At 68.8% G+C, this 9,044-nt stretch carries 8 protein-coding genes; 3 read left to right on the top strand and 5 right to left on the bottom strand.

Translation table 11 applies throughout. From position 1 onward, the window contains the following. The first annotated feature begins 295 nt into the window (after positions 1 to 295). The gene (locus tag Q0V34_RS20185; protein ID WP_297516022.1) at positions 296 to 1,660 is read left to right on the top strand and encodes a cation:proton antiporter; all 1,365 of its coding nucleotides are present in this window, start codon (positions 296 to 298) and stop codon (positions 1,658 to 1,660) included. Positions 1,661 to 1,897: 237 nt separating this feature from the next. On the opposite strand, the gene Q0V34_RS20180 is transcribed toward Q0V34_RS20185, so the two are convergent. Further along, complete coding sequence (locus Q0V34_RS20180) at positions 1,898 to 3,172, bottom strand: MFS transporter (protein ID WP_297516019.1); 1,275 nt, start codon at positions 3,170 to 3,172, stop codon at positions 1,898 to 1,900. Between the two features lie 38 nt (positions 3,173 to 3,210). After that, positions 3,211 to 4,032, bottom strand: coding sequence for a 2-keto-4-pentenoate hydratase (locus Q0V34_RS20175; protein ID WP_297516016.1), 822 nt, complete (start codon positions 4,030 to 4,032; stop codon positions 3,211 to 3,213). A 210-nt stretch (positions 4,033 to 4,242) separates the two neighbouring features. Between Q0V34_RS20175 and Q0V34_RS20170 the strand changes: the two genes are divergently transcribed. Then, positions 4,243 to 4,611, top strand: a complete 369-nt coding sequence (locus tag Q0V34_RS20170) for a BlaI/MecI/CopY family transcriptional regulator (protein ID WP_297516014.1) — start codon at positions 4,243 to 4,245, stop codon at positions 4,609 to 4,611. 1 nt (position 4,612) lies between these two features. Here the strand turns inward: Q0V34_RS20170 and Q0V34_RS20165 are convergent, their stop codons facing one another. Next, positions 4,613 to 5,410 (bottom strand): DUF2306 domain-containing protein, encoded by a 798-nt coding sequence (locus Q0V34_RS20165; RefSeq protein WP_297516011.1) that lies wholly within the window; start codon positions 5,408 to 5,410, stop codon positions 4,613 to 4,615. Positions 5,411 to 5,604: 194 nt separating this feature from the next. Here Q0V34_RS20165 and Q0V34_RS20160 point away from each other — a divergent pair, with 194 nt between their 5' ends. Next, a complete protein-coding gene (locus Q0V34_RS20160) occupies positions 5,605 to 6,624 on the top strand; it encodes an AraC family transcriptional regulator (protein ID WP_297516008.1) in 1,020 nt (339 codons plus the stop codon). Here Q0V34_RS20160 and otsA read toward each other — a convergent pair. Together otsA and otsB are read right to left on the bottom strand one after the other, a co-directional pair. Continuing rightward, entirely contained in the window at positions 6,621 to 8,108 is a 1,488-nt protein-coding gene (gene otsA / locus Q0V34_RS20155) for an alpha,alpha-trehalose-phosphate synthase (UDP-forming) (RefSeq protein ID WP_297516005.1), read from the bottom strand. The two genes, Q0V34_RS20160 and otsA, sit on opposite strands and share 4 nt — an antisense overlap. A gap of 4 nt (positions 8,109 to 8,112) precedes the next feature. Beyond that, the gene (otsB, locus tag Q0V34_RS20150; protein ID WP_297516001.1) at positions 8,113 to 8,892 is read right to left on the bottom strand and encodes a trehalose-phosphatase; all 780 of its coding nucleotides are present in this window, start codon (positions 8,890 to 8,892) and stop codon (positions 8,113 to 8,115) included. Between the last annotated feature and the right edge of the window lie 152 nt (positions 8,893 to 9,044).

Genomic DNA, 9,044 nt, shown 5'->3' with positions numbered 1-9,044 from the left:
CGCCGCTCCGGCCGCGCCGGCGTCGCCCGTCGGCGCGCCGCTCGCGACGGCGGTGCGCGTGGCGACGGCGGGCGAGGTCAGCGGGATCCAATAGGCCGCGGCGGCCGGCCTCCAGTCAAATTGACAACGATGTCTTTTTGATGCGTCACTCGCGCGTGGCGCTCTGGAGACAGAGAAGCGGTCCGCGACCCATCGACTGACGCGGCCTCGCCCGCGCGGCGATCGGGCGGCGGCGGCCTCTGCGCACCCGAGCGAAAAAGGCGCGAAGCCAAGTTCGCATTAGGGGCGTTTTGACGTGTCAGACATTCTCGCGGCCACGCTGAAGACGGCGTCGGAAGTGCTTTCCGCCCACGGACCGGCCACCAAGGCCGCGGCCCACAGCTACGCGCCCGGCGACTTCTCGGTGCATTTCTTTTTGCAGTTGGCGGTGATCCTGCTGACCTGCCGGGTGGTGGGGTGGCTGGGCCAGAAGGTGTTGAAGCAGCCGCAGGTGGTTGGCGAGATGATCGCCGGCGTGGTGCTGGGACCGTCGCTGCTGGGCCTGGTGTTCCCGGACTTCCAGGCCGCGCTGTTCCCCAAGGAGACCCGGAACGTCCTCTATGTCGGCGCCCAGCTGGGCGTCGGGCTCTACATGTTCATGGTCGGCACGAGCTTCCAGGCCGACCACTTCAGGGCCAAGGCCAAGAGCGCCATGAGCGTGTCGTTCGCCGGCATCGCCGCGCCGTTCGCCATCGCCGCGCTGATCACGCCGTTCCTGCTGAAGGTGCCCGGCCTGTTCGCCCCGACCATCAGCCAGGCCAACGCCACCCTCTTCATGGGCGCCTGCATCGCCCTGACGGCCTTTCCGATGCTGGCGCGGATCATCAACGAGCGCGGGCTGGCCAAGACATCGCTGGGCACGCTGTCCCTGACCGCCGGGGCGTTCGACGACGCCTGCTCGTGGTGCGTGCTGGCGGTGGTGCTGGCGACGTTCGGCGGCGGGCCGGGCGTGGCGGTGCTGGCCATCGGCGGCGGGCTCTCGTACGTCGCCTTCATGGTCCTGTTCGGCAAGCGGATCCTGGCCCCGCTGGGCCGCATGGTCGAGCGCGAGGGCCAGATGAGCCCGACCGTCCTGGCTCTGACCCTGATGGCCTTCTGCCTGTCGGCCTTCCTGATGGACGCGGTCGGCATCCACGCGATCTTCGGCGGCTTCCTGCTGGGCGTCTTCATGCCGCGCGGCCTGTTCGTCGCCGAGCTGAAGAAGAAGGTCGAGCCGCTGGCGGTGGTGCTGCTGCTGCCGATGTTCTTCACCTATTCCGGTCTGAACACGCGGATGGACATGGTCAATTCGCCGGAGCTGCTGCTGATCGCGCTGGGCGTCCTGGCCGCCTCGATCGTGGCCAAGTGGGGCGCCTGCTATGTCGCCGCGCGCGTCACGGGCGAGGCCCACGCCACGGCCATGGGCATCGGCGCGCTGATGAACTCGCGCGGGCTGATGGAGCTGATCATCATCAATATCGGCCTGCAGAAGGGCGTGATCGGTCCGACCCTGTTCTCGATGCTGGTGCTGATGGCGATCGTCACGACCGTGATGGCCAGCCCGTTGTTCGAGGTCGTCTACGGCCGCAAGGCGCGGGAGAGCGGCGAACTGGGCGCCGTGCCGGATCCGGCGAGCGCCTGAGGTCCAGCCCCAAGAAAACGCCGTGTTCATGTTGAGCGTGGCGGCGGGTCCGGCTGGAAATCCTCGCCCCGTGACAAGCCCGGGATGAGGATTTCGCGCCCGCGAGGCCGACAGTCGTCCTCACCCTGAGCCTGTCGAAGGGCGAGGGCGGCGCTGAAGCGGCTCGAGGCTAGTACAGCGCAAAAAAAGGCCGGGGATCGCGCCCCGGCCTTTCGTCTTTCAGGATGGCGCGCCGGCCTAGACCTTGGCCAGCTCCATCTTGGGCGACAGCAGGTGGATGACCAGCAAGGCCACCAGATAGGCGCTGCCGGCCACGATGAAGATCGGGGTGTAGACGCCGAGGCTGTCCAGCACCTTGCCGATGTACTTCGAGAACACCATGCCGCCGACGGCCCCCAGCATGCCGCCGATGCCGACGACCGAGCCCACCGCGCCGCGCGGGAAGACGTCCGAGGGCAGGGTGTAGAGATTGGCCGAGAAGCCCTGGTGAGCGGCGGTCGCCACGCCGATGATCAGCACGGCCAGCCACACGCTGTCGGCCTTGGCCGCGAACATCACCGGCACGGCCAGGAGGGCGCAGATCAGCATGGTGGTCTTGCGGGCGTTGTTGATGCTCCAGCCGCGCTTCATCAGCGACGACGACAGCCAGCCGCCGGCCACGGAACCGACGTCGCTCATCAGATAGATGACGATCAGGGGCGGGCCGAAGGTCTTCAGGTCCATGTGATAGGTCTTGCCCAGGAAGTCGGGCAGCCAGAACAGGAACATCCACCAGATCGGATCGATCAGGAACTTGCCGAGCGCGAAGGCCCAGGTTTCCTTCTTGGTCAGCAGCTTGGTCCAGGCGACCTTTTCGACCGGATCGGCGGGATCCTGCTCGATATAGGCCAGCTCGGTCGCCGACAGGTTCTTCTGCTCGCGCGGGGTGCGGTAGACCAGCAGCCAGATCGGCAGCCAGACCAGGCCCGCGACGCCGGTGACGATGAAGGCCATCTGCCAGCCGAAGGCCAGCACGATCCCCGGAACGACCAGCGGCGTGACGATCGCGCCGATATTGGTGCCGGCGTTGAACAGGCCCGTGGCGAAGGCGCGCTCCTTCTTGGGGAACCACTCGGCCACGGCCTTGATGCCGCCCGGGAAGCCGCCGGCCTCGCCGATGCCCAGGCCCATGCGCACCGCCAGGAAGCCGGTGAAGCCGCGCGCGGCGGCGTGGGCGATGTGGGCCACCTGCCAGATGGCGAAGGCCACGCCGAAGCCCCAGCGGGCCCCGATCTTGTCCATCACCTTGCCCCAGCCGAGATAGGCCACGGCGTAGGCGAGTTGGAAGTAGAAGACGAGGTCGGCGTAGTGCGTCTCGTTCCAGCCGAATTCCTTCGACAGGTCCGCCTTCAGGAGGCCGATCGTCTGGCGATCGACATAGTTGATGACCATCGCCGCGAACAGCAGGCTGACGATCACCCAGCGGTACCGGCCGATCTTCTCGGACGGGGCAGGGGCCTTCGAAACGTCCATGGCCTAGCGCCTTCCTTCCCTTTGTCGTCTTTTTTGTCTTAGCGGGCCGGGACGGCGACGCAGTCCACGGTGCCGTACGGTCCAAAGCTCACGCGCGCCACGTCGCCGGCGACCACGTCATGAATGCCCGTCGTGGCGCCGGTGGTGACGATCATGCCCTTCTTCAGCGGCTTGCCCCGCGCGGCGACCGCGCCGAGCAGGAAGGCCAGGGCCGCCAGCGGCGAGCCCGGAATGGTCGCCGCCGTGGCGACGCCCACGGACTTGCCGTTGATGAAGGTCTCGACCGGCATATCCTCCCAGGCGATGTCGCGCCAGTTGGAAATGGCCTGACCAATTATCTGGCCGTCGTTGTTGCCGAAGTCGGACGCCACGACCGTCGGACCCAGGGCGTTGATGGTGGCCAGGGGGCTGCCGGCGATCTCGACGCCGACCAGAAGCTCGCCGACATAGGCGGCGGCTTCCTCGGGCGTCCATTGCGTCTTGTCGGCCGGAGCGTCCTGGCCCAGGCGGAAGATGAACTCGGCCTCCACGGCGCAGAAGCCGCCCTCGATGGCGCGGAATTCATTCGGCTTGTCGGCGGAGGCCTGCTGGACGCGCGATTCGAAGATGCAGCCGGCCAGGCGGTCGACGCCCAGGCGCTCGCGATGCTGCGGCGGCACCAGGCCGACCTTCCAGCCCACCAGGGCTTCCGGCCAGGCGGCGATCGCCAGATCCTGCACCGCGTAGCCTTCGGCCATGTTCGCGGGAATCACCCCGCCCGGATAGCCGGGGACGCTCACGCCGTCCTGCCGGGCCTTGACGAACTGGGAAGCAATGGCCGCGGGGGCGAAGATCGCGCTTTCGGCCTCGGTAACGGTCACGCCGCTGGTCCTCCCTTACATCATCGTCGCGGGTCCGCTGGCGGGCCGCTTTAGTCGGTTTGTCACGTCTCTAGTGGAAACCGGTGTCATTGACAATCCAGCGGCGGTTGGGCGGCGCCCGAAAAGCGGGGCCCCGCTTGCGGTCGGCGCCCGCTTGACACCCGTAATAGCGGGTATAGCGTCACGCGTTGAATTACGGATGTAAGCGTCATGCACATCACCGCCGCCGAAGCCCACGTCATGGAAGCCCTCTGGCGGCGCGCGCCGCTGTCGGCCGACGAGCTGGTGGCCGAGGTCGGCGCCGCCCAGCAGTGGGGCGAGGCCACGGTCAAGACCCTGATCAACCGCCTCCTGAAGAAGAAGGCGATCAAGTCGGAGCGCGCCGAGGGCAAGCACGGCTATCGCCCGCTGGTCGACCGCAGCGCCTATGTGCAGTCCGAGAGCCAGGGCCTGCTGGATCGCCTGTTCGACGGCCAGCTGGCCCCGCTGATCAGCCACTTCGCCCAGCACCGTCCGCTGAAGCCGGACGAGGTGGAAAAGCTGAAGACGCTGATCCAGGGGCTCGAGGAGAAGGGCTAGTCTAGAGGTAGGGGCCCCACATCATCCTGAACGCGCCGAAGGCGCCGGCGGCGACATAGAGCGTCGACACCAGGATCACCCCGCTCGCCGCCCATTCCAGCGCCGGCTTCTCCCGGCTCCGCGCGGCGAAATGCAGCTCCAGGATCGCCAGGGGGATCAGGTAGCTGCCGAACGCCAGCACCACGTCCGCCGGGCCGGTCATGTGGTCGGTCATGCCGAGCGGGCGGCCGTTCAGCACGATCCAGCCCATCAGGCCGACCCGGAGGAACCAGACGCCGCTGACCACCATGAAGGTTCGCATCGCCCAGCGTCGATGCTGTTCGAACCGGCGGGCCAGGGCCGTCCGCCAGGCCAGGACGGCGAAGACCAGGATCAGGGCGGCGTCGCCCAGGATCGCGATGGCCGAGATCAGGGACAGATAGGTCCCGCGCGCGGCCGCCATCCAGGCTCCGCTCAGGGCCAGGAAGCACGCAAGCGTCAGGAAGGTCCTGCCGGTCCAGCGATGCAGCGCCGGCGCCGCGCGCCGGAAGGCCGGGACCAGTTGGGCCAGACCGGCCAGGGTCACGACGGCGGCCAGCAGCACGTGGGCGGCGAACACGGCGTTGCCGGCGTGATCGCCCTTCACATAGCCGGTGATCAGCGGCTTGTCGTTCCAGGCGGCCCAGCGCCCGGACGCGGTGCGGGTCCCGTAGAACGCGACGATGAAATAGATGAACACGGCTTGGCCCGCCGCCGCGACGGCGAACCACAGGTTCGCGGACCATCGATGCGCCCGGGCTGAAACTTGGTTGCGAGACATTTGACCTCCTTCGCGGCCGACCCCTGTCGGGCGCGGGAAGGTCGATGCGGCGGGTCGGGGAGGGCGTCTCGCCGATTTGGAAATCGGCCAAAGATTCTGGTTTGGAAATCGGCCAAAGATTCTGGAGCCGCGCGGCGCTGGACAAGGCTTAACGAAGGTGCGCGATGATGGCGGGCGGAATATCCGGATAGCGCATGGACCTTACGCTCCTCTCCCCGAATCTGGACTCGGCCCCGGCCTCGGTCCCGACCAATCGCGCGCCGCGTCCGCCCGCGCGGCTGCGGGCGCACTGGGCGCTGACGACCGCCTCGCTCGTCTGTTTCGTGCTCGGACAGGTGCTGGGCGCGCGGGCTGGGGCGCTGGCGACGCCGCTGGCGATCGGCGGCGTGGCGGGCTGCGGCTTTTCCTGGCTGCTGACCAGGGCCCTGTTCGATCCGGCCGAACATGACGCGCGCTGGTCCCGGATCGTCGTGGCGGTGGTCTTCCTGACCGGCGTCATATCGGTGCTGGGCGGCGGACTGACGGGGCCGGTCGCCCGCGCGATCGAGAACACGCATGGCTTGGGCAGCTCGACCGTGCTGCTGCTGACCTTCGTCGAGCCGTTCAACGGCTTTCGCGGCGATCTGCCGGCGACGGAGAAGCGCTTTCGCCTGATCTATGTCGCCGTCTACGCGGTGCTGATGGGCAGTTCGGTGCTGGCCGTCAATCAGCCCTTCGCCAGCGCGCCGGAGCGCGATTTCGCCGAGCTGGTCAAGACGATCTGCGCGTCCGCCGCGACGCTGTTCTGCGCCGGAGCCGTCTGGTTCCGCGCGCGCCATCCCTTGACCGCGCCGGCTCGGCGCCGGGCGGCGCCGAGCGCCGACGACGCCCAGCTGACCGCGCGCCTGGAGCGGCTGTTGCGCGAGGAGGGGGTGCACGCCTCGCCGAATCTGAAGGTCGCCGATCTGGCGCGACGGCTCGGCGAGCCGGAGTACAAGGTCAGCCGCTGTGTTACGTCGGGCCTCGGCTTCGCCAACTTCAACCAGATGCTCAACAGCTATCGGATCGCCCGGGCCACCGAGATGCTCGCCGATCCGGCGCTGAGGGAGCGATCCATACTGCTGATCGCCCTGGACTGCGGGTTCGCGTCGATCGGCCCGTTCAACCGCGCCTTCAAGGCGGCGACCGGGGCCACGCCCCGCGCGTTCCGCGCCGCCGCCAGGCGCGAGGTCTAGGCGCGCACCGCCGTCGCTTCGGGACCGGCGCGCAGCGCCTTGGCCGCGACGTCTAGGCTCTTTACCGGCGCCTTGGGGACGTCCGCGCCGGCCTCGCCCGGCCCCGGTCGCGCCCTCAGGGCGGCCACGAAGTCGTCGCGCCAGGCGGTCACGTCCTCGCGATTGACGTTGTCGAACAGGGCCTCCCAGCGCCGCTTGCGCTCGGCGACGTCCATCGACAGCGCGCGCTCGAGGGCGTCGGAGATCTCCTCCGGGCTGTTGGGATTGACGATCAGCGCGTCCTTCATCTGCCGCGCCGCGCCGGCGAAGCGCGACAGGATCAGCACGCCCGGGTCCTCCGGATCCTGGGCGGCGACATATTCCTTGGCCACCAGGTTCATGCCGTCGCGCAGCGGGGTGACGAGGGCGGCCTTGCTGGCGCGGTAGACGCCGGCCAGCTCGTCCCGGCGATACGAGCGGTTCACGTATCGGATGGGCGTGAAGTCCATCTCGGCATAGGCGCCGTTGATCCGGCCGATCAGGCCGTCCAGCCGGGCGCGCAGATCCTGATAGGCCTCGACCTGATCACGCGACAGCGGCGCAATCTGCAGCAGCATCACCTCGCGGCGCAGGTCCGGATGGTCGGCCAGGAAGCGCTCGAAGCCGATCAGCCGCTCCTCCAGGCCCTTGGAATAGTCGAGCCGGTCGACGCCGACGACCATCTTGCGGAACACGCTGTGAGCCATCATCCGGTCATAGACCTTCATGGCCGCCTCGCCCTTCAGGATCTCGGCGAAGTCCTGGGCGTCGACCCCGATCGGGAAGGCGGCGGCGCGGGCGCGGCGACCGAAGGCGACGAGCTCGCCGGCGGCGGTCTTGGAGCCCTGCACCTCGGAGAAGACATAGCCCTCGAAGGCCTCCAGCGACTCCACGGTCTGGAAGCCGATCAGGTCGTAATCGAACAGCGCCTCGACCAACTGGCGGTGTCGCGGCAGGGTGACGACCAGCTGGTGGGCGGGCCACGGGATGTGCAGGAAAAAGCCGATCCGGTTGGTCACGCCCATGCGCCGCAGCTCGCGGGCCAGCGGGATCAGGTGGTAGTCGTGCACCCAGACGACGTCGTCGGGCTCGATCAGCGGCAGCAGGGTCTCGGCGAACCGCTTGTTGACCCGGTCATAGCCCTCGCCGAACGAGCGGTCATAGGCCGTCAGGTCGACGCGGTAGTGGAACAGCGGCCACAGCGTCTTGTTGGCGTAGCCGTTGTAATATTCCTGGTAGTCGGTCTCCTCCAGATCGACGGTCGCGACGGTGACGCCCTCGATCCGCTGCATGTTCAGCTGGCCGGTGAACTCGGGCACGGTTTTGCCGCTCCAGCCAAACCAGATGCCGGAATATTCGCGCAGGGCCGCGGCCAGGGCCATGGCCAGGCCCCCGACGCTGCCTTCGCCGCCCTCGGCGGGATTGGGGGGATTGACCCGATTGGAGACAATGATCAGGCGGCTCATGCGCTCACCCCAGCACCGCCTGAGGGGCGGTGAGGCCTTCGAGCCAGCGGAGCACGGCGGCGGGGTCGGCGAGGCGATAGGCGGCTCCGGTCGGGCGGGGCTGGCCGACCAGCACGCCGAAGCCGCCCAACCGCGCGGCGGCGGCGAAGCCGTCCTCGTCGGTCAGGTCGTCGCCGATGAACACCGGCGTCGCCCCGGCGAACGGCCGCTCGCGCAGGAAGGCCGACACGGCCGCGCCCTTGTCGGCGCCGGGCGTGCGCAGCTCGGCGACCATGTCGCCCAGTTGCAGCACGAGCCCCGTGGCGCGGGCCAGGCGCTCGGCCGCCTCGATCACCGCCTCGGCGCAGTTGGGAGCGTTGCGATAGTGCAGGGCGACGCTGAGGGTCTTGTCCTCGAACAGCAGGCCGCGTTCGCAGTGGGCGAGCTCGCCGAGGATGCGGCGGGCGTCCTCCAGGCCCGCGTGCGGCGGGCGGTCGACGATGACGCCGTCGGCGTTGCGGCGCACCAGGCCGTGCACGGCGGCGATGGCGCGCACGCCGCCGCCCAGGATGTGGTCGAGATCGGGCAGGGCGCGGCCGCTGACGACGGCCACGCGGTCCTCGAACGTCTCGCGCAGACGGGCGATCAACCGCGCGCGGCGCGGATCGGGGCCCACGTCGTCGGGACGCGGCATGATCGGCGCCAGCGTGCCGTCGAGATCCAGGAACAGCGCGCTGCGGCGCGCCAGGTCCAGGGGCGGGCGCGGGAGGTCGACAGACTCCGCCCCCGGCTGAGCCGCGGTCATGGCGAGAACCCCCTGATCGGTAAGCAACATGCCGCTCAAAACGCCGAAGGCCGGGGTTCGATCCGTCGAACGCTCTAGTTTGGCGAGATGGCGGCGCCTAGATGTCGAAGCTATGAAGGTTGTTCACCCGGAGGCGGGCTTGAACGAAGCTG

The sequence above is a fragment of the uncultured Caulobacter sp. genome (assembly GCF_947036865.1).
In the GTDB taxonomy this organism is placed as follows: Bacteria; Pseudomonadota; Alphaproteobacteria; order Caulobacterales; family Caulobacteraceae; genus Caulobacter.
The sequence above is the reverse complement of the archived record's forward strand: the minus strand, read 5'-3'. Positions and strand labels throughout refer to the sequence as shown.